The sequence below is a fragment of the Mesorhizobium sp. P2_H9 genome, assembly GCF_056403215.1.
Window position 1 is genome coordinate 46,994 of the sequence record NZ_JBFUFX010000002.1, and the last position, 19,940, is coordinate 66,933.

The following is a 19,940-nucleotide window of genomic DNA, read 5'->3' on the forward strand; positions in this document are numbered from 1 at the left end:
CATTTGACAAAGCCGGTCAAACTGTATGAAATCATCCACAGGGACGCAATGAGGCAAAATACGTAACATACGATACAGCGCTCCCCAGGGGACGACAGACAATGGAGACAGCACGGCCCGCCAGCCTTGCATCGTCAAACTCCGTCAGGGTGACGAACCCGGGTGGATCGAGCCCATTCGTGCTGACCTGCGACCACGCCTCCAATTTCCTGCCGGCCGAATTCGGAACGCTCGGCCTTCCAGTCGAAGACCTTTCCCGTCACATCGCCTGGGATCCCGGCGCGCTGCCGGTCGCCCACCGCATGGCCGAGGCGCTCGATGCGACGCTGGTCGAAACGCGTATTTCGCGCCTGGTCATCGACTGCAACCGCCCGCTCGACGCGCCCGACCTGGTGCCGCCGGTCAGCGAAACCACCGCAATACCCGGCAATACTGGTCTCTCGGAAAAGCAGCGCGCCCAGCGCATCGCCTTGTCGTGGCAGCCCTTCCATGACGCGGTCGCAAATATCGTCGACGCAAGGCAGGCGCGCGGTCGGGAAACCCGGCTGGTTTCGGTCCATTCCTTTACCCCGATCTACAAGGGCAAAAACCGGCCCTGGCACATCGGTATCATTCATGACGAGGATCGCCGATTGGCTTCACCGCTGATCGCCGCGCTCAAGCGGCTCGCCGGCGTCACCGTCGGCGTCAACGAGCCTTATTCGCCGGCCGACCGGGTCTATTTCACACTGGAGCGCCATGCGCGCTCGCGCGGCCTTCCCTGCGCGATGATCGAAATCCGCAATGACGAAATCTCCGGCGAGACCGGGCAGCGGAAATGGGCGGATCTGCTCACAGGCATTTTTCTGGATCTGGAGCCCGAGGAGGCCAAGGGCTCTCGAACAAGCGCAGTCAGAAAGTCAGTTCAATCGGCCAGCTAAGAATCAAAAGGGGACACCAAAATGGCAGCACCGGGTCAAATAGACGTCGATACAACGGAGGACGTAAAAATCCTTCATGGCATGGGCTACGCCCAGGAACTATCGCGACGGATGGGAGCATTCCAGAGCTTTGCGATCTCGTTCTCAATCATCTGCATCCTGTCCGGCGGATTTGGATCATTTCCGATCGCGCTTTCGACGGGCGGCCCATTCTCACTGACCATTGGCTGGATCATTGGCAGCGCGTATGCGCTGATCGTTGCGGCCAGTCTTGGCCAGATCGCATCCGCCTACCCAACGGCCGGCAGCCTGTATCACTGGTCGTCGATCCTCGGCGGCAGGTTCTGGGGCTGGGCAACGGCCTATGTCAATCTGCTCGGGCTTCTCTTTGTCATCCCGGCAGTGAATGTGTTTCTCTATCTCATCACGCGGGATCTGTTCTTCGGTTCAGTGCTCGGCTGGGACGTTTCCGGCTGGGGGATGGGGACACAAGTTGTTTCGGTGGCCGTCATCACCGCGGCGCAAGCCCTGCTCAACCATTTCGGCATCAGGCTGACGACCATCCTGACGGACTTTTCGGGTTACCTGATCCTCGGGGTCACCGTCATTCTCATCATCATGTTTCTGATGGCGGCGCCGAGCTTTGACGTCAGTAAGGCGTTTACGTTTGTGAACAATACGGGAGCACCCGGAGGCGGCGTTTCTCCGCAAACCGGTCCGTTGATGGCGATCATCATCGGCCTCCTCTATCCGCTGTTCACCATCACCGGTTTCGACGCTTCGGCGCACACTGCGGAAGAAACGGTCAATGCACGCAACACCGTGCACAAGGGCATGCTGCATTCGGTGTTTTGGTCCGGTGTGTTCGGTTTTGTGCTGATCCTGGTCATGATCATGGCAATCCCGGACCTGAATGCCGCCGCCGCAACAGGCTGGAGCTCGTTCAACAACCTGTTCATCGCAGCCATCCTGCCATCCTTCATCGGCAAGCTGATGCTAATCGGCGTCATCATCTCCAACTTCCTCTGCGCATTGGCAGCCGTGACGTCCACGTCGCGGATGATCTATGCGTTTGCACGTGACGGCGGCTTGCCATTCTCGGGCTTGCTGAGCTCGGTTAGCCCGACCTACCGCACTCCGGTGGCGGCCATCTGGTTCTCGGCCGTCATGGCTGTCGTGCTCACCGCGGTGACCACGCCGCTCAACGCTTTTGCCGCTCTCTCCACCGGCTGCGCCATGTATCTCTATATCTCCTACGCCATGCCGATTGTCGCCGGCTTCTTTGCCGAAGGCAAAACCTGGACAACCTTCGGCAGTTTCCGCCTTGGCGGTCTGTCGAAAGTCTTCGCGATCATAGTCATGATCGGCACGGTGCTGGTTACGATTGGCGGTCATGCCTTCGTCGTATCCATTCCCGGTACGCCGGCCGATGCTGCCGCCAATCCGCCTGTCGCGGCCACAAGCTTTGTGCCGGGCCTTTGGTACTATTCGCTTGGCTTTGCGATCATCCTGGCAATTCTTTGGTTCGCCATCGAAAACCGTCGCTTCCAGGGCCCGCCTATCGGTGATGCGGCAATCGCCAAGCGCAAGGCGATCATCGCGGCCGCTGAAAAGGCTGTCGGCGAAACCGCCTAAGCAGCAGGCTGAAGCCGTGGCGGGTTCGCTCGCCACGGTTTTTTGTTCCCTTTCAAAGTGACAAGCCCAAAGCGGCTAGCTGGAGTGCCAAAAGAATGGCCGGAAATTTCTCGTTCGATCAGTTGAAGAAGGCGGTCTCCAGCGGCGAGATCGACACTGTGCTGGCCTGCATCGTCGACCTGCAGGGCCGGCTGGCGGGAAAGCGTTTCCTGGCCCAGTATTTCGTCGATTCCGCCCATGACGAGACGCATGGCTGCAACTATCTGCTGGCAGCCGACATCGATATGGAGCCGGTCCCGGGCTATAAGGCGGCGAGCTGGTCGAAGGGTTATGGCGATTTCGTCATGAAGCCGGACCTGGCGACGCTGCGGCGCATTCCGTGGTTGGAAAAGACCGCGCTGGTGATCTGCGACGTGCTCGACCATCACACCCATGACGACCTGCCACATTCGCCGCGCGCGATCCTCAGGAAGCAGGTCAAGCGGCTGACGGAGCGCGGCTATATCGGCTATTTCGCCTCCGAGCTCGAATTCTATCTGTTTAACGAGACCTACGATTCCGCCCGCAAGAAGCATTGGCAGGGCCTCGACACGGCCTCGCCCTATATTGGCGACTACCAGATCGGCATCACCACCAAGGAAGAAGGCGTCATGCGCCGGCTTCGCAATGAGATGGATGCGGCCGGCATCCCGATCGAGAACTCCAAGGGCGAATGGGGTCCGGGCCAGGAAGAGATCAATGTGCGCTATGCCGAGGCGCTCGAGATGGCCGACCGCCACGTCATCCTGAAGAACGGCGCCAAGGAAATCGCCGAGTCTGAAGGCAAGGCGATCTCCTTCATGTCGAAGTACAATTACGGGTTGGCCGGCAATTCCAGCCACATCCACAATTCGCTGTGGAGCGCCGACGGCAAGACGGCGCTGTTCTTCGACAAGAAGGCGGACTGGACGCTGTCGACGCTTGGCCAGCAATGGGGAGCAGGTCAGCTCAAATACGCCAAGGAGTTCACCTGGTTCCTGGCGCCCTACATCAACTCCTACAAGCGCTTCCAGGCCGGCACATTCGCGCCGACCAAGATCATGTGGAGCGAGGACAACCGCACCGCCGGCTTCCGCCTGTGCGGCGAGGGCACCAAGGGCATCCGCATGGAATGCCGCATCGGCGGCGCCGACCTTAACCCCTATCTCGCTTTCGCAGCATTGATCGCCGCCGGCCTGGCCGGCATCGATGAAAAGCTCGAACTGCAAAAGCCCTTCGTCGGCGATGCCTATCAGGCGTCGCGGCTGCCGGAGATCCCGAAGACGCTGCGCGACGCCACCGAGACGCTGGCGAAATCGAAGATGCTGAAGCAGGCGCTCGGCGAGGACGTGCTCGAACACTATGTCCACACCGCAAAGTGGGAGCAGTTCGAATACGACCGTCGGATTACGGATTGGGAACTGCACCGGGGGTTTGAGCGGTACTAAGCTTGCCCTGAACGCCCTTGCCCTCTCGCCGTGGACAACAGGGGCGCCGACGCCGGAGCTCCATTCTTCCCCCCGTCACTATACGGGGAGAAGGTGCCGGCAGGCGGATGAGGGGCAGCGCCAAGTCATATGATTTTCGATTGTTACAAAGTGCGAGGACTTAAAGAATGACCGAAACGGTCAAGATAAAATCCCCCATCGATGGCTCGATCTATGCCGAACGGCCTGTCGCCACCGACCAGGCCATCAACGCCGCCGTCGAGCGGGCCAAGGCGGCGCAGGAGAAGTGGGCGCTGACACCGGTCGTCGAGCGCGGCAAGTATATGCTGGCCATGCTGGAAGCGCTGGTCGCGATGACCGACGAGATCGTGCCGGAGATCGCCTGGCAGATGGGCCGTCCGGTGCGCTATGGCGGCGAGTTCGGCGGGGTCAAGGAACGCACCAACTACATGGTCGAGATCGCCGAAGCCGCTCTCAAGCCGGTTCTGGCCTCCAATCCGAAGGACGGGTTCCGCCGCTATGTGAAGAAGGTGCCGCTCGGCGTGGTCATGGTGATCGCGCCGTGGAACTATCCGTATCTCACCGCCGTCAACACCATCGTGCCGGCATTGATGGCCGGCAGCGCCGTCATCCTTAAGCATGCGGCGCAGACGCTTTTGGTCGGCGAACGCTTCCAGCAGGCTTTCGACAAGGCCGGCCTGCCCAAGGGCCTGTTCCAGAACATCGTGCTTAACCACGCCCAGACCGAAAAGCTGCTCGGCTCAGGCAAGATCGACCATGTCAATTTCACCGGCTCGGTCGGCGGCGGCCGCGCCATCGAAAAGGCGGCGGCCGGCACCTTCATGACGCTCGGCCTCGAGCTTGGCGGCAAGGATCCGGCCTATGTGCTGCCCGACGCCAAGATGGACCATGCCGTCGCCAATCTGGTCGACGGCGCCTTCTTCAATTCCGGCCAGTGCTGCTGCGGCATCGAACGCGTCTACGTCCACGAGAAAGTCTATGACGAGTTCATCGAAGGCTTCATCGCCGAGACGAAGAATTATGTCGTCGGCAACCCGCTCGACCAGGCAACGACGATGGGGCCGATGGCGCAGGCACGCTTCGCCGATCTGATCCGCGAGCAGAAAGCCGAGGCGCTGCGCAAGGGCGCCAAGGCGCACATCAACATGAAGGTGGCCAACGACCAGGCAGGCTCGCCCTATCTGGCGCCGGAGGTGCTGACGCAAGTCGACCATCAGATGAGCGTCATGCGCGAAGAAAGCTTCGGACCCATTATCGGCATCATGAAGGTGCGCAACGACGAGGAGGCTATCGCGCTGATGAACGACAGCCCCTATGGGCTGACTGCCTCGATCTGGACGCGTGATACCGACCATGCGGCGGCGATCGGCGACCGCGTCGAGACCGGCACCGTGTTCATGAACCGTTGCGACTATCTCGATCCGGCGCTGGTCTGGACCGGCGTCAAGGACACCGGCAAGGGGGCAGCACTGTCGGCCATCGGCTACGACAATCTGACCCGGCCGAAGTCGTTCCACCTGCGTGAAACCATCTGATTTTCTGAAAGACAAAAATGTCCAAGCTCATCTCGAAATGGAATTTTCCCACCACCGTCCGCTTCGGCGCGGGACGCATCAAGGAACTGCCGGATGTGCTTGATGCAACCGGCATCAAGCGGCCGCTGTTCGTCACTGATCCGGGATTGGCCAAGCTGCCGGTCGTCGCTTCGACACTGAAGATCCTCGACGACGCCAAGGTGCCCTACGGCGTGTTTTCCGAAGTGAAGCCGAACCCGGTCGATTCCAATCTCACTGCTGGCATTGCCGTGTTCAAGAAGGGCAAGCATGACGGCGTCATCGCTTTCGGTGGCGGCTCGGCGCTCGATCTCGGCAAGCTGATCGCCTTCCAGGCCGGGCAGACGCGGCCAGTGTGGGATTTCGAGGATGTCGGCGACTGGTGGACGCGCGCCGATTCCGATGCGATCGCGCCGATCATCGCCGTGCCGACCACCGCCGGCACAGGGTCCGAGGTCGGCCGCGCCGGTGTCATCACCAATGAGGCGACGCACACCAAGAAGGTGATCTTCCACCCGAAGCTTTTGCCTGCAATCGTGATTGCCGATCCGGAACTGTCGGTCGGCATGCCAAGCTTCATCACCGCGGGCACCGGCATGGACGCGCTCGCCCATTGCCTCGAAGCCTATTGTGCACCGGGCTATCATCCGATGGCCGATGGCATTGCGGTGGAAGGTGTCAGGCTCGTCTTCGAAAACCTGCCGAAGGCCTATGCCAACGGCAAGGATTTGGTCGCCCGCGCCCATATGATGAGTGCGGCTGCCATGGGTGCGGCTGCCTTCCAGAAGGGGCTCGGCGCCATCCATTCGCTGTCGCACCCGATCGGTGCGCTCTACGACACCCATCACGGCATGACCAATGCCGTGTTCATGCCCTATGTGCTGGCCTTCAACCGCGAGGCGATCGACGAGCGCATCGCCCGGCTCGCCGCCTATTGCGGCATCAAGGGCGGGTTCGACGGTTTCGCCAAGGCGGTCATCAAATTGCGCAAGGAGTTGAAGGTGCCGCATGCGTTGCCGGGCCTGATCAAGGGGCTCGATATGGACAAGAAGCGCAAGGGCCTGATCGCCGACATGGCGGTGGTCGACCCGACCGCCGGCGGCAACCCTGTCAAGCTGACCAAGAAGGCGGCGCTGACGCTGCTGGAGAACGCGATCGCCGGCACCGTCTGAGGCGGATTTGGTGCCGGAATATGATTTGGAAAACGAGGGGAAAGGAAAGGGGAAGGGGCGAAAGGCATGCAGAAACTAGTTAGCCGGAAAAATAATCGCGAGGCGATTGCTACCACCGGTTAAAAAGAGTTTACTTTTTCGTACTGCGGGTGCCGGTTTCACAATGCTTTCATCTGGCTGTCACATGAAAACGATACCGCATCGCAGGCGTCCAACGGCGTCAGTTCAATGGAGAGAACACATGTTCAAATTCACGGGGAAAGTGCTTTCCCTTTCGGCCGCGACCCTTTTTGCGTCGTCGGCGATTTCGTCCGCAGCGTCGCTGGACGATCTCGTCAAGGCCGCAAAGGCGGAAGGCCAGCTCACCACCATCGCCCTGCCGCATGACTGGTGCGGCTATGGCGCCGTCATCGACGGCTTCAAGGCGAAATATCCTGAAATCACCATCAACGAACTCAACCCCGATGCCGGCTCCGGCGACGAGGTCGAGGCGATCAAGGCCAACAAGGACAACAAGGGCCCGCAGGCGCCTGACGTCATCGACGTCGGCCTGTCCTTCGGTCCAACCGCCAAGGCTGACGGCCTGATCCAGCCCTACAAAGTGTCGACCTGGGACTCGATCCCCGACTCGGCCAAGGATGCCGACGGTTTCTGGACCGGCGACTACTACGGCGTGCTGTCCTTCCTGGTGAACAAGGACCTCGTCAAGGAAGCGCCGGCCGACTGGGCTGACCTGCTGAAGCCGGAATTCGCCAACACCGTGGCGCTTGCCGGCGACCCGCGCGCCTCGAACCAGGCCATCCAGGCTGTCTATGCCGCCGGCCTTTCCGGCGGCGCGGCTGCGGGCGAAGCTGCCGGCACCGCTGGCCTCGACTTCTTCAAGAAGCTCAATGCCGCCGGCAATTTCGTGCCGGTCATCGGTAAGCCGGCGACCCTGGCACAAGGCCAGACGCCGATCCTGGTGACCTGGGATTACAATGCACTTGCCGGCCGCGACACGCTGAAGGGCAATCCGCCCGTCGACGTCGTCGTGCCGAAGACGGGTGTCGTTGCCGGCGTCTACGTGCAGGCGATCAGCGCTTTCGCACCGCATCCGAACGCTGCCAAGCTCTGGCTGGAGTATCTCTACTCCGACGAAGGCCAGATCGGCTGGCTGAAGGGCTATTGCCACCCGATCCGCTTCAACGATCTTGCCAAGAACGGCAAGCTCCCGGCGGACGTGATGGCCAAGCTGCCGCCGGCCGAGGCTTACGCCGCCGCGGTGTTCCCGACGCTGGACGAGCAGGGCAAGGCGAAGGAAGCCGTCACCAAGAACTGGGATGCCGTCGTCGGCGCCAACGTCAAGTAAGGCTTGAAATCAACCGGGCGGCCCAGCGGCCGCCCGGTGTTCCTCGGAGACGGTAGCCGGCGCATGACAGATCTCTCGCTTTCCGATCACGCAGTTGCCGGGAAGACCGCGCCGCCCAGCGAGGCGCGCGCATTGCGACTGCCGACGCAATGGCTCGGCGTCGCGCCATTTTTCATCTTCGCCATCATGTTCCTGATCTTGCCCACCCTCTATTTGATGCTGGGCGCCTTCCAGAACGATGCCGGCGAATTCACGTTGGAAAACATAGCGGCACTGGCGCAGCCATCGATTGTCGCCGCTTACTGGATCTCGCTCAAGGTCAGCCTTTCCTCGGCATTGATTGGCGCCTTTGCGGGTCTTGCCATCGCCATCGCCATCGTGCGCGGCGGCCTGCCGGAGTGGATACGTTCGGCAACGCTAACCTTTTCCGGCGTTGCTTCCAATTTCGCCGGCGTACCGCTGGCCTTCGCCTTCCTCGCGACACTTGGACGGCTCGGTCTCGCCACGGTGCTGCTCAACACCGTGTTCGGCCTCAACATCTACGCACACGGCTTCAACATCCTGTCGTTCTGGGGCCTGACGCTGACCTATGTCTATTTCCAGATCCCGCTGATGGTGGTCATCATCACGCCGGCGATCGACGGCTTGAAGAAGGAATGGGGCGAGGCCGCCGCGACGCTCGGCGCCACCCAGGCGCAATACTGGCGAATGGTGGTCATCCCGGTGATCTGGCCGAGCTTTCTCGGCACTGTCATCCTGCTCTTCGCCAATGCCTTCGGCGCCATCGCCACCGCCTATGCGCTGACCGGCTCCTCACTCAACATCGTGCCGATCCTGCTCTATGCGCAGATCCGCGGCGACGTGCTGCACAATGCCCATCTCGGCTATGCGATCGCCTTCGGCATGATCGTCATCACCGGGCTGGCCAATGTGTTCTACATCTGGTTCCGGACGCGTTCGGAGAGGTGGCTGAAATGAAGTCCGGCAAATTCTGGGCCTGGGTCGTCTTCGCGCTGGGCGCGGCCTATTTCTTCATTCCGCTGATCGCGACGGTGGAATTTTCCATGCGCATGCGGCGCGGCGAGTATTCCTTCGACGCCTACAAAATCGTGCTGGGCGACGCTCACTTCCAGGCGACGTTCGGCTATTCCGTCGTTGCCGCCATCTTCACCATCATCCTCGGTGTGCTGATCGTGGTTCCGGCCGCGTACTGGATTCGACTGCGCCTGCCGCAACTGCGGCCCATCGTCGAGTTCATCACGTTGCTGCCGCTGGTCATTCCGGCCATCGTCATCGTCTTCGGCTATATCAGGATGTACGGTTCGAATTCGCCGCTGCCGTTCCTGGCGACTGACATGGGTACCAATGCCTTGCTGGTTATCGGCTATGCAATGCTGGCACTGCCCTACATGTACCGCGCCGTCGATACCGGCCTTCGCACCATTGACGTCAGGACGCTGACGGAAGCGGCGCAGATTCTGGGCGCCGGTTGGGGCACGATCATTGGTCGAGTGATCCTGCCCAATGTGCTGATCGCGGTGTTATCGGGCGCCTTCCTCACCTTCGCCATCGTCATTGGCGAATTCACCATGGCCAGCCTGCTCAACCGGCCCGCCTTCGGCCCCTATCTGCAAAACGTTGGCGCCAACCGCGCTTATGAGCCGGCGGCGCTTGCCATCATCGCCTTCGCCATCACCTGGGGCTGCATGTCGCTGATCCAGATACTGTCCCGCTTTGCGCCGAGATCGGCGAACCGCCCAAACTGATCGACAAAGTACTGATCGAAAGAAAAAGCCATGGCCGACCCATTCCTCTCCATCCAGCATGTGCGAAAATCCTTCGGCGCCACCACAGTGGTCGAGGATTTCAATCTTGATGTCGAGCCGGGCGAGTTCGTTTCCTTCCTCGGGCCGTCCGGGTGCGGCAAGACCACCGTTCTGCGCATGGTCGCCGGTTTCGAAGAGCCGAGCGCCGGCAAGATTGTCGTTGCAGGCAAGGACATCACGAGGCTGAAGCCAAACCAGCGCAATGTCGGCATGGTGTTCCAGGCCTATGCGCTGTTCCCCAACCTGACGGTGGCGCAGAACATCGGTTTCGGCCTGAAGGTCGCCGGCATGCCCAAGGCGGACATCGATAGACGCGTGGCCGAGATGCTGGACATCATCAAGCTGCCGCAGATGGCCGACCGCTATCCCTACCAGCTCTCCGGCGGCCAGCAGCAGCGCATCGCGCTGGCGCGGGCGATTGCGCCGAAGCCGAAACTGTTGCTGCTCGACGAACCGCTGTCGGCACTCGACGCCAAGGTGCGCGTATCACTGCGTGAGGAAATCCGCTCGATCCAGAAGAAGCTCGGCATCACCACCATCTTCGTCACGCATGACCAGGAAGAAGCGCTATCGATCTCCGACCGCATCGCCGTCATGTATGGCGGCAAGGCCGAGCAGGTCGGCACGCCGTTCGAGATTTACAACCGGCCGGCGACCAAGTTCGTCGCCAACTTCGTCGGCACGCTGAACGTGCTGGAAGGCACTGTCACCGACGCAGCGGCGGGCACGGTGCGCGTCAACAGCGAGGAGGTTCTGCTCAAGGGCAAGCTCAACGGGTCCAAGTCAGGCGACACGCTGTCGCTGGCTTTGCGGCCGGAAGCGATTTCGCTTGGCCGTCAGCCCGGCCGCGATTCCAGCCTGTCCGGTGAAATTTCCGAAGTGCATTTCCTCGGCTCGGTCATCCGGGTTCGTGTCGGCATCGGTGGCAGCACGGTGTCACTCGACACCTTCAACAGCCCAGCCGCTCCGCCGCCGGCTGTCGGCGAGAAGGCTGAGATATCGTTCTCGTCCAGCGACATGCTGGTGCTGCACTAGTAAGCATCCTCAGGGAACTGAGACGGTCGATTTCAGCAGGTGCAATGAACGGCTACAATACAGCCTGAAAGACCGGCAGCGCCTCCATGACCGAGGCTCATATCCTGGCGACCGAGGCCGGGCATACTGCCGGCTGGCAGGGGCCTGCTGGACAATCAACAGCATCTTGCCAACTCACCCCTGCCAACAATGCCGCTTCGCGGCTACGATAGGTCATGGCTCTTTTCGAACTGACGCTTGTCCTCCTGCTGATCGCTGTAGCGCTGACCGGACTGTCGCGGCGGCTGGAGATTCCCTACCCTTCGCTGCTGGCTCTCGCAGGCGCTGGCCTCGCCTTCGTGCCTGGCGCACCGACGATCGAGATCGACCCGGAGCTGGCATTGGCGCTGTTCATCGCGCCGGTGCTTCTGGATGCCGCCTACGACACGTCGTTGCGTGATCTCAACCGCTATCGCCTGCCGCTCGTGGCTCTGGCGCTCGGCGCCGTCATCTTCACCACCGCGATCGTTGCTTTCGTCGGCTGGAAAATGGCCGGGCTGCCGATCGCGGCGGCCATTGCACTCGGCGCCATCGTCGCGCCGCCCGACGCGGTGGCTGCAAGCGCCGTGCTTGGGCAGTTCAAGGTGCCGCACCGCATCACCGCCATTCTGCAGGGCGAGAGCCTGCTCAACGATGCCACCGCGCTCCTGATCTACCGGTTGGCGGTTTCGGCAGCGCTCGGCGCGATCATGCTGAGCAGCGCCATTCCGACGATCCTGTTGTCAACGATCGGCAGCCTGGCCGCGGGGTATCTGCTGGGCCGCTTCTCATTGCTGACGCTCACCCAGATCGAGGATGCGGCGAGCAGCACGGTGATACAGTTCGCCGGGACGTTCGGCGTCTGGATCCTCGCCGACAGGCTGGGACTTTCGGCCATCATCACCATCGTCGTCTATGCGATGACCCTCGCCCGCAGGGCGCCGCGCCGCATGTCGGCAAGGCGGCGCGTCAGCACCTATTCGGTGTGGGAGTCGGCGGTCTTCGTGCTCAACGTGCTGGCCTTCGTGCTGATGGGCCTGCAGGCACGGTCGATTGTCGGCCGGCTTGCCGGGGACGGGCAGGGCGAAGCCTTCGTCTTCGCCGCGACGGTGCTGGCCGTCGTCATCGTGTCACGCCTCGTCTGGGTTATGGGTTTCGGCGTCATCATACGATGGTTTGCCCGCTTCGGCAGTGAGGAACAAAGGCGAGATGCGCCGACGGTTCGGGGCGGGCTGCTGGTCGGCTGGTGTGGCATGCGCGGGCTGGTGACGCTGGTGGCCGCCATTGCCTTGCCGCCCAACTTCCCGGGCCGCGATCCGATCGTTCTTGCCGCCTTCGCGGTCGTTCTCGGTACACTGGTGCTGCAAGGCATGACGCTGAAGCCGCTGCTGCGCTGGCTCGCCTTCGATCCGGACACGACGATCGACCGCGAAGTGGCGCAGGCGCGTGTCGCCATCATGCAGGCGGCACTCAACGTGTTGAGCGGCAAGACGTCGAATGCCGCTGCTGCGGTGCGCGAGCAATATACGGCCCAGCGCACGATCGCCGAAAACCCTGAAAACGCGCAGGCGGCGACGGAGTATGACAGGCTGCGCCTCTATGCCATCAACAGCCAGCGCGATGCGCTGGAGGAACTGCGGCGAAACGGGACCATCGGCGACGAAGCCTATCACCGCCTGGAGGAAGAAATCGACTGGACGGAACTGGCGGCCTCGCCGGCAGGACGGTTCCAGCCGCTGACGACGAATTAGGCTGGCCCAAACTCCGTCCATCCCGCTGCACATTGCAAGCAAATCGCCGAACCGCTACGTCAATCCGAAATTGAGCCGGATAAGCAATGAAGCTGGTCAGCTACAACATCCAGTACGGGTTCGGCAGCGACGGCCGCTATGACCTTGCGCGCGCGGCACGTATCGTTGACGGCGCCGACATTATCGCGCTGCAGGAAGTGGAGCGGCACTGGCAACGGAGCAACGAGGACGACCAGCCGGAGCTGCTTTCCCGCCTGCTACCGGACTACCACTGGGTCTATGGCCCGGCCTTCGACATGGACGCCAGCGAGCAGCGCGACGGCCGCCTCTTCAACCGGCGTCGGCAATTCGGCACCATGGTGCTGTCGAAGCTGCCGATCGTCTGGTCGCGCCTGCACACGCTGCCCCTGCGCCGCACGCTGCGACCGCTCAACACCCGCAACCCGGCGCTCGAATGCATGATCCGTACGCCGGCCGGTCCGGTGCGGTTTCTCTCCTTGCATCTCGCACATATCGCCGCCGAGGAGCGGCTGGAGCAGATCGACTATCTGCTCGCCGAGCATCGCCGGGCGCCGTCCGACGGCGGCCCATGGAGCGGCGTTGACGATGAGCCGGCGCGCAACTGGAGCAATAGCGAGGCCGAGCCGGAGAACCCGCTGGCGGCGATCTGGCTGGGCGATTTCAACATGGAGCCGGACAGCGCCGAGTATAGGCGCATCGTCGGCAGCACGCCCTATCATCGCGGCGCTGCCTATCTCGACGGGTTCGTCGATGCCGCGGCGGTTGCCAGCGAAGCTCCGGTGGATTTCCACACTCATGTGAAGACCATCGACGGCAGGCTGACAAAACGCCGGCTCGATCATTGCTTCGTCGGCGGCATGCTTGCCGGGCGTGTGCGCTCGGTCGGCGCCGACATCGGCGAAATCGCCTCGGACCATTTTCCGCTGCGCGTCGACATCGATCTGGAAACGCCACTCGCCATGCAGGGCGGCGGATGACCCGCCAATGAGCTTGTTCGTCTTCTTCGCCGTGCTTGCCGCCGCCGCCATGCATGCGACCTGGAACGCGCTGGTCAAGGTGCATCTCGACCGCTTCCTGTCGATCACGCTGATGACATTAGGCATGGGATTTGCCGCGCTTTTCGTGTTGCCCTTTGTCGAATTCCCGAAGGCCGAGGTTTGGCCATTCATTCTCGCTTCGGTGGTCTTCCACATGGGCTACCGGACCTTCCTGATCGGCGCCTACAAGGCTGGCGATTTCGCCCAGACCTATCCGCTGGCGCGCGGCACCGCGCCGCTGCTGGCAGCCTTTGGCGGCATGTTCGTCGTTGCCGAGATTCCCGGCCCATTCGCCATAGCCGGGATCCTGCTGCTATCGGCCGGTACGCTGGTGATGTCGTTTCGCGGCGGCGTGCATCTGGAAAGGTTCAACCTGCGCGCTGTCGGCTTTGCGCTCGGCACTTCGATCTTCATTGCCAGCTATACGCTGTCCGACGGCAGCGGCGCGCGGCTGGCCGCCACGGCGCAGAGCTATGCCGCCTGGCTGTTCATCTGCGACGCGACATGGGCGCTTGTTTTGTGCGTCGTCTTCCGCGGACCGCAGTCGCTGCCCGTGCTGGCGCGTGACTGGAAGGCGGGGCTTTTCACCGGCGTGCTCAGCGGTGCGGCCTACTGGATCGTCATGTGGGCGATGACCAAGGCGCCGATCGCCTCAGTGGCGTCGTTGCGCGAAACCTCGATCCTGTTCGCCATGATGATCTCGGTGTTCGCGCTCGGCGAGAAGATGACGGGCTGGCGTGCTGCCGCCGCGCTCAGCATCGTCGCCGGCGTCGTCGCGCTCAGGATGGGTTGATTTCGAGGTCGAACACCATCAGCCCGTCGGTGCCGCCTTCGAGCGCGGCGACCAGTCTTGCGCCGGCGCGCTGATGCGCTTCATGCACCAGATAGGCGTCGCGCGCGGCGGCATCGCGAAAGTCGATGGTGAAGCCATGGGTGAAGCCGCGCGCGAAGGGCTCGGGGCTGGCATTGGCGCTGAATTCGACCTTGTCCATGCCGTCGATCGCCCAGCGCAATGCCTCGAGATCGGCGTGGATCGCAGCGCGCTCGGCGGCGTCGACGTCGATGCGGAATCTGGCGAAGACACAATGCCTGATCATTTTTTGCCTCTGGGTTACGCTGCCTGATTGCCCGAGAATACCGCCGGCGGCAACGGTTCACGGCCAAGGATGAGATCGGCGCCCTTTTCACCAACCATGATGGTCGGCGCATTGGTGTTGGAAGAGGGCACGCGCGGCATCACCGAGGCGTCGCAGACGCGCAGTCCTTCGATACCGCGCAGCCTGAGGTCGGGCGTCACCACCGCCATGTCGTCATGGCCCATGCGGCAGGTGCCGACCGGATGGTGATCGGTCTTGGCACTGCGGCAGGCATAGTCGAACAGCTCGTCATCGCTGGCGAGCGTCGGGCCGGGTAGCACTTCGCGCATCACGTAGGGTTGAAGCGCCTTCTGCCGCATGATCTCGCGCGCCAGCCTGAGGCCCTTGATTGACATGGCGCGGTCGTAAGGGTCGGACCAGTAGTTCGGATCGATCAGCGGGTGATCGGCCGGGTCGCCGCTCTTCAGCCGCACCGTACCGCGCGAGCGCGGTCGCAAGAAGGCCGAGTTCAGTGTCACGCCCGGGTTCCTGAGCTTCTCGACACCGGCCTCGATACCGGAGCCAAGGCCGAGATGGAACTGGATGTCGGGCGACGCGGCGGTCGGGTCGGCGTACCAGAAGCCGCCGGTCTCGAACAGGCTGGAGGCCACCGGCCCCTTCTTCAAAAGCAGATATTGCAGGCCGGCCCACATTGTTCGGTGCAGTTTGGCGTAGTTGTCATAGGTGTGGTCGCCGGTGCATTCGGCGATGACGAACAGATCGAGATGGTCCTGCATGTTGGAGCCGACGCCGGGCAGGTCGTGCACCGGTGTGACGCCAACCGACTTCAGGTGATCGGCCGGACCGATGCCCGACTGCATCAACAGCTTCGGCGAGCCGATGGCGCCGGACGAGACGATCACCTCGCGCTCGGCGCGCAGGACTTTTGTCTCGCCGGCCGGCCTGTCGACGATCTCGACGCCAATGGCGCGACCTTTCTCGACGACGATGCGGGTCACCAGCACGTCGGTCCTAACGGTGAGGTTCTTGCGAGCGCGGATCGGCTTGAGATAGGCAACCGAGGCGGAGGAGCGCCGGGCGTCTTTCTGGGTCAGCTGGTAGTAGCCGACACCTTCCTGGGTGGCGCCGTTGAAATCCGGATTGAAGGGAATGCCCATCTCCTGGCCGGCGCGGAAATAGGCCTCGCAGATCGGCAACGGCGAAATCGGGTTCGACACGCCGAGCGGGCCCTGGTCGCCATGGAAATCGTTGGCATAGCGCTGGTTGTTCTCGGCGCGTTTGAAATAGGGCAGCACGTCGCGATAGCCCCAGCCGACGAGCCCTTCTTCCTTCTCCCAGGCATCGTAGTCGCGGGCATTGCCGCGCGTGTAGATCTGGGCGTTGATGGAGGAGCCGCCTCCGACGACCTTGGCCTGCGTGTACCAGAAGATGCGGTCCTTCATGTGCTTCTGCGGCACGGTCGACCAGCCCCAGGAGGCGATGCCCTTGGTCATCTTGGCAAAGCCCGCCGGCATGTGGATGTACGGATGCCAGTCCTTGCCGCCGGCCTCCAACAGCAGCACCGAATTGGCCGGATCCTCGCTCAGCCGGTTGGCCAGAACGCAGCCGGCCGGACCGGCGCCCACGATGATATAGTCGGTCATGACACCATCCACTTACAGTCTCGGCACGGAGAGCGCGCCGTCGACATTGATGATCGAGCCTGTGGAAAAACCGAGCTTGCCGCCAGCGAGCGTCGCCACCACGGCGCCAATGTCTGATGCTTCGCCCCAGCGTTTTGCCGGCACCAGCCCGCTGTCGATGAGCGCATCGTATTTGGCGGTGACGCCCGCCGTCATGTCGGTGCGGATGATGCCCGGCCTCAGCTCGAACACACCGATGTTTTCAGGGGCGAGCCGCAGCGCGAGGTTTTTCACCCACATGGAAAGCCCGGCTTTGGAGATGCAGTAGTCGGAGCGTTCGGGCGACGCCATTTCGGCGCTGACCGAGGTGATGGTGATGATCGATTTCGGATGATCGCCCGGTGTGGCCAGCATCGCCCTGGCGACGGCCTGGCTGAGGAACACGGTGCCACGCAGATTGATGCCGAGGGCGCGGTCGAAATTCTCCGGCTTCAGTTCCAGCAGGTCGCCGCGCACGACGGCGCCGACGCCGGCATTGTTGACCAGGCAGTCGAGGTGGCCGAAGGCGTTCAACGCGGCGTCGACCAACGCGGCGTGGCCGTCGAGATCGGCGATGTGGCAACGATGGTAGGCGAATTTCGCGCCGCGTTTGGTGATATTGGCGGCGAGCCCGTGATCAGCGTTCTCGGCAAGGTCGGCCACAAGAATATCGAAGCCAGCATCGGCCAGCGCCTCGGCGCAGGCAAGGCCGATGCCGCGTGCACCGCCCGTGACGATGGCTACGGGGCGAGTCATGCCGCGAGTTCCGTTCTGCGGATGTGGTCGGCGACGCGCAGCGCTTGCGCGGCGATCGACAGCGCTGGATTGACCGCGGCCGAGTTGGGCAGGAAGCCGCCATCGACGACGAACAGATTCTGATGGTCGAACGAGCGGCAGAACGGGTCGAGAGGCGATGTAGCCGGATCGTCACCCATCTTAACCGTGCCGCACTGGTGCGAGGGCGTCCGCTTGTCGAAGGGGCGTGACAGCACGATCGGATAACCACAGGCGCGAAAATTTTCGCGCATCACCTTGGTCAGGCCGTCCAGTGACTGCATGTTGGAGCGCCGCCACTGCATGACGATGTCCTTGCCGTCGACCATGATGCGGCTTTCGGGATCGGGCAGGTCCTCGCACATCAGGTACCAGTCGACGGCGTGGCCGGCCATGAAATCGAGCGCGAACTTTGGCGCCAGCTTGACGTTGGCTCTCAGCATGTTGCCGTCGATCTTGCCCAACAGCTGGACGTTGCCGAGCGGCCTGCCGCCCGTGCCGTCTGTGAGATAGTAGTCGTTCAGCATCAGCGTCTTTTGGTAGACGGCATCGTTGCGGCGGCGCGGATCGATCGCCAGCATGGCGCTCGAATTGTGGTTCATGAAATTGCGGCCGACCTGGTCGGAACGGTTGGCGAGGCCTTTGCCGTCTGATGAGGGCGAGCGCAGCAGGATAACGGCGGAATTGACCGCACCAGCGGAGAGGATCACCAATTTTGGCGACACCTTCTTCAACGTGCCATTCTGCCGGTAGTGGATGGCGGCAATCGTCTTGCCGTCGGCCGAGGCTTCGAGAGATTCGACGTAGGCGCCGGTCTCGAGCTTGATGTTCTGGTCGGTAAGGGCCGCCGTCAGCGGTCCGGTTTGCGCGTCGACCTTGCCCTGGCCGGTGTTCGGGAACGCATCCCAGCCGGTCTTGCCTTCCTTCAGCCAGGTGTCGATGTCGACGCCGAGCGGCAGCGAGGCCGGATGCAGGCCGAGGCCTTTGAGTTCGGCGCGGGCGCGGGCAATGGGCGCCTCGTCGGGCACCGGCTTGAAGGCATAGGGGATCGAGTGGAACGGCTCGGTCGGATCCTCGCCCAGCGAGCCGCGCACGCGGAACAATTGCTCGGCCTTCGAATACCAGGGCTCGAATTCCTCGTAGGAAAACGGCCAGGCCGGTGAGACCCCGCCAAAGTGCTCCATGGCGGCGAAATCTTCCTTGCGGTAGCGGATCAGCACCGCGCCGTAGAATTTCGAGTTGCCGCCGACATAGTAGTAGTTGCCTGGGTTGAAGGCGCCACCGCCGGCCTCGCGCCACATCTCCTTGGGCCGGTAATGGCCGTCGACGAAGATCGAGCGCGTGTCGCGCGCATGCGCCGTTGCCGGCAGCTTCTCGCCGCGCTCCAGGATCAGGATCGAGGCGCCGCTGCCGGCAAGGCCGGAGGCGATCGTGGCGCCGCCAATGCCGGAGCCGATGATGACGATGTCGGGATTTGCCATCGTCGTCAGCGAATACGGTTCTCGGTCGCCGGATCGAAGAACACTGCCTTGGTCAGGTTGAAGGCGAGCGGCGTGCTGGTGCCCGGCTGGATGTTGGCGTCGGCGCGCAGCCGCGCCACCACGCCCTTGCCGCCGAGATTGGTCACCGCGAAAGTGTCGGAGCCGGCCGGCTCGACGACCTCGATATGGCAGTCGGCGGTGGCGATGTTCGAGGCGTTGCGCTCCGCTCCTTCCGGATCGGTCAACGCTTCGGGCCGCACGCCGAAGATGATCTTCTTGCCCTGAAATGCCGACAGGCCCGCTGGCGCATTGGCCATTGGCAGCGAGATCGGCTCGCGCGCCTCGCGCTCCAGCACTACGGACAGCGCATTGCCCTTGGTGCCGATCGTTGCCGGGATCAGGTTCATCGCCGGCGAGCCCATGAAGTCGGCGACGAAGAGATTGGTCGGGTTGTTGTAGATCTCGGCCGGGGTGCCGAACTGCTGCACCTCGCCGTCGCGCATCACCGCGATCTTGGTCGCCAGCGTCATGGCCTCGATCTGGTCGTGGGTGACGTAGACAATGGTGGTGCCGGTGGTGGCGTGCAGGCGCTTGATCTCGATGCGCATGTCGACGCGCAGCTTGGCGTCGAGGTTGGACAGCGGTTCGTCGAACAGGAACAGTTTGGGGTCGCGCACCAGCGCCCGGCCCATGGCGACACGCTGGCGCTGGCCGCCGGATAGCTGGCTCGGCTTGCGCTGCAGGAGGTGGCCGATCTGCAGAACCTTCGCCACCTTGTCGATCGCCTTCTGGCGCTCGTCGGCCGGCACGCCGCGCATCTCCATGCCGAAGGAGATGTTTCCGGCCACCGTCATGTTCGGATAGAGCGCGTAGCTCTGGAACACCATGGCGATGTCGCGCTTCGAAGGATGCAGATCGTTGATCTGGCGGCCGTCGACACGGATTTCGCCCGACGTGATCGTCTCCAGCCCCGCAATGGTGTTGAGCAGAGTGGACTTGCCGCAGCCGGACGGGCCGACCAGCACCAGGAAGCCGCCCTTTTCGAGCTCGACGTCGATCCCCTTCAGGATCTCAACATTCCCGAAACGCTTCTTCAGACCATCAATTTCCAGAAAAGCCATCAG

At 62.6% G+C, this 19,940-nt stretch carries 17 protein-coding genes; 12 read left to right on the top strand and 5 right to left on the bottom strand.

Annotated features, from left to right (window positions below):
• Positions 1-101 precede the first annotated feature (101 nt).
• From AC1DXN_RS03265 to AC1DXN_RS03320, 12 genes are all read left to right on the top strand, one after another.
• Positions 102-920, top strand: coding sequence for an N-formylglutamate amidohydrolase (locus AC1DXN_RS03265; protein ID WP_477273308.1), 819 nt, complete (start codon positions 102-104; stop codon positions 918-920).
• Between the two features lie 21 nt (positions 921-941).
• Positions 942-2,555, top strand: coding sequence for an amino acid permease (locus AC1DXN_RS03270; RefSeq protein ID WP_477273306.1), 1,614 nt, complete (start codon positions 942-944; stop codon positions 2,553-2,555).
• 95 nt (positions 2,556-2,650) lie between these two features.
• Positions 2,651-4,021 carry a glutamine synthetase family protein gene (locus AC1DXN_RS03275; protein ID WP_477248514.1) on the top strand — a complete coding sequence of 457 codons (1,371 nt, stop codon included), beginning with the start codon at positions 2,651-2,653 and terminating at the stop codon, positions 4,019-4,021.
• Positions 4,022-4,188: 167 nt separating this feature from the next.
• Positions 4,189-5,577, top strand: a complete 1,389-nt coding sequence (locus tag AC1DXN_RS03280) for an aldehyde dehydrogenase family protein (RefSeq protein WP_477273304.1) — start codon at positions 4,189-4,191, stop codon at positions 5,575-5,577.
• 17 nt (positions 5,578-5,594) lie between these two features.
• A complete protein-coding gene (locus AC1DXN_RS03285) occupies positions 5,595-6,767 on the top strand; it encodes an iron-containing alcohol dehydrogenase (RefSeq protein WP_477273303.1) in 1,173 nt (390 codons plus the stop codon).
• A gap of 241 nt (positions 6,768-7,008) precedes the next feature.
• On the top strand, positions 7,009-8,115 hold the full coding sequence (locus AC1DXN_RS03290) for an ABC transporter substrate-binding protein (protein ID WP_477273301.1): 1,107 nt from the start codon (positions 7,009-7,011) through the stop codon (positions 8,113-8,115).
• A gap of 63 nt (positions 8,116-8,178) precedes the next feature.
• Positions 8,179-9,093, top strand: a complete 915-nt coding sequence (locus tag AC1DXN_RS03295) for an ABC transporter permease (RefSeq protein ID WP_477273299.1) — start codon at positions 8,179-8,181, stop codon at positions 9,091-9,093.
• Entirely contained in the window at positions 9,090-9,881 is a 792-nt protein-coding gene (locus tag AC1DXN_RS03300; protein ID WP_477248506.1) for an ABC transporter permease, read from the top strand. The genes AC1DXN_RS03295 and AC1DXN_RS03300 overlap by 4 nt, the downstream gene beginning before the upstream one ends.
• A 30-nt stretch (positions 9,882-9,911) precedes the next feature.
• Positions 9,912-10,976 (top strand): ABC transporter ATP-binding protein, encoded by a 1,065-nt coding sequence (locus AC1DXN_RS03305; protein WP_477248504.1) that lies wholly within the window; start codon positions 9,912-9,914, stop codon positions 10,974-10,976.
• 215 nt (positions 10,977-11,191) lie between these two features.
• Complete coding sequence (locus AC1DXN_RS03310) at positions 11,192-12,745, top strand: cation:proton antiporter (protein WP_477273297.1); 1,554 nt, start codon at positions 11,192-11,194, stop codon at positions 12,743-12,745.
• An 86-nt stretch (positions 12,746-12,831) separates the two neighbouring features.
• A complete protein-coding gene (locus tag AC1DXN_RS03315; protein WP_477273295.1) occupies positions 12,832-13,743 on the top strand; it encodes an endonuclease/exonuclease/phosphatase family protein in 912 nt (303 codons plus the stop codon).
• Between the two features lie 7 nt (positions 13,744-13,750).
• Positions 13,751-14,596 (top strand): EamA family transporter, encoded by an 846-nt coding sequence (locus tag AC1DXN_RS03320; protein ID WP_477273293.1) that lies wholly within the window; start codon positions 13,751-13,753, stop codon positions 14,594-14,596.
• Here AC1DXN_RS03320 and AC1DXN_RS03325 read toward each other — a convergent pair.
• Genes AC1DXN_RS03325 through AC1DXN_RS03345 form a run of 5 tightly spaced genes read right to left on the bottom strand, consistent with a single transcriptional unit; the run spans position 14,583 to position 19,937 of the window.
• A complete protein-coding gene (locus AC1DXN_RS03325; protein ID WP_477273291.1) occupies positions 14,583-14,900 on the bottom strand; it encodes a Dabb family protein in 318 nt (105 codons plus the stop codon). The two genes, AC1DXN_RS03320 and AC1DXN_RS03325, sit on opposite strands and share 14 nt — an antisense overlap.
• Before the next feature lie 14 nt (positions 14,901-14,914).
• Positions 14,915-16,543: a GMC family oxidoreductase gene (locus AC1DXN_RS03330; RefSeq protein WP_477273289.1), complete on the bottom strand. Its 1,629-nt coding sequence runs from the start codon at positions 16,541-16,543 to the stop codon at positions 14,915-14,917.
• Positions 16,544-16,555: 12 nt separating this feature from the next.
• Positions 16,556-17,317, bottom strand: coding sequence for a 3-ketoacyl-ACP reductase (locus AC1DXN_RS03335; RefSeq protein WP_477273287.1), 762 nt, complete (start codon positions 17,315-17,317; stop codon positions 16,556-16,558).
• On the bottom strand, positions 17,314-18,816 hold the full coding sequence (locus AC1DXN_RS03340) for an FAD-dependent oxidoreductase (RefSeq protein ID WP_477273285.1): 1,503 nt from the start codon (positions 18,814-18,816) through the stop codon (positions 17,314-17,316). The genes AC1DXN_RS03335 and AC1DXN_RS03340 overlap by 4 nt, the downstream gene beginning before the upstream one ends.
• Positions 18,817-18,821: 5 nt before the next feature.
• On the bottom strand, positions 18,822-19,937 hold the full coding sequence (locus tag AC1DXN_RS03345; RefSeq protein ID WP_477273283.1) for an ABC transporter ATP-binding protein: 1,116 nt from the start codon (positions 19,935-19,937) through the stop codon (positions 18,822-18,824).
• Between the last annotated feature and the right edge of the window lie 3 nt (positions 19,938-19,940).